The sequence below is a fragment of the Belnapia sp. AC561 genome, from assembly GCF_979252845.1.
The window spans coordinates 1-254 of record NZ_CEEDBP010000333.1 but is presented as its reverse complement, the minus strand read 5'-3'; the positions used below and the strand labels follow the sequence as shown (position 1 = coordinate 254).

The following is a 254-nucleotide window of genomic DNA, read 5'->3' as shown; positions in this document are numbered from 1 at the left end:
CTGTTGTTCTGCATCGATGGCGACCAGATCGACGCCGACATTCTCGAAGGGGTTCATGCCGCCTTCCCGAATGCGACGATCTTCGTGCGCGCCTACGACCGTCGCGCGCTGATCAAGCTTAGTCACAGCAAGGCGGAATATGTGGTGCGCGAGGTGCTGGAATCGGCGATCTCGATGGGCCGCCGCGCGCTGGGGGCGATCGGCGTCGACGACACCGCCATCGACCGCGCTGAGCAGGGCTACCGAGCCAACGA

General features: G+C 64.2%; 1 protein-coding gene. It reads left to right on the top strand.

What is annotated here, in order from left to right; genetic code table 11:
* On the top strand, positions 1-254 hold a 254-nt coding region (locus AC0IW9_RS31300), incomplete at both ends, for a hypothetical protein (protein ID WP_471652189.1).